Source organism: Polaromonas sp. P1_G4 (assembly GCF_056405475.1).
Genome location: NZ_JBFUCA010000977.1, coordinates 1 through 763 on the forward strand (window position 1 = coordinate 1; position 763 = coordinate 763).

The 763-nt window shown below is 59.1% G+C and carries 1 protein-coding gene; it reads left to right on the forward strand.

Features of this window, described 5'->3' with window-relative positions; translation table 11 throughout:
- Positions 1–103: 103 nt before the first annotated feature.
- On the forward strand, positions 104–763 hold a 660-nt coding region (locus tag AC1D1X_RS24845), incomplete at its 3' end, for a GIY-YIG nuclease family protein (protein WP_477699561.1).

Consider the following 763-nt stretch of genomic DNA (forward strand, 5'->3'; position numbering starts at 1 on the left):
AATGTCCCCGAAGTTGTCGATGACTTTGCAAAAAATGTCCCACTGCAGGCTGCGATTCATGAAAGGATTGTCCACAATACGGCCAGTTGCACCATTTCAGCCCATGACCAAAGCCCACGAATTTGACCCCCAACTGCTCAGCGAAGTCGCCGCGCTGCCCGCCTTGCCCGGCGTGTACCGCTACTTCGATGCGGAGGGCGGTGTACTGTATGTCGGCAAGGCGCGCAACCTGAAGAAACGGGTTTCCAACTACTTCCAGAAGAACCACGGCGGCACGCGCATTGGCCATATGGTGACCAGGATCGCCCGCATGGAAACCACAGTGGTGCGCTCGGAAGCTGAAGCGCTGCTGCTCGAAAACAACCTGATCAAGACGCTCAACCCGAAATTCAACATCCTGTTCCGGGATGACAAGAGCTACCCCTACCTCAAGCTGACAGGTGCGCGCCCAGCCGAAGAAGGTGCTGCGCCCACGGCCGCCGTCTTCCCGCGCATTGCCTACTACCGCGGCGCGGTCGAGAAGAAGCACCGCTACTTCGGCCCATATCCTAGCGCCTGGGCGGTGAAAGACACCATCTTGCTGCTGCAAAAGGTGTTCAGGCTACGGACCTGCGAAGACACGGTGTTCAACAATCGCACACGGCCCTGCCTGCTGTACCAGATCAAGCGCTGCTCCGCACCCTGTGTGGGTCATGTGTCGCCCGAGCAGTACGCGCTGGACACTGCCAATGCCGAGCGCTTTTTGCAAGGCCAGGCCCAGGAC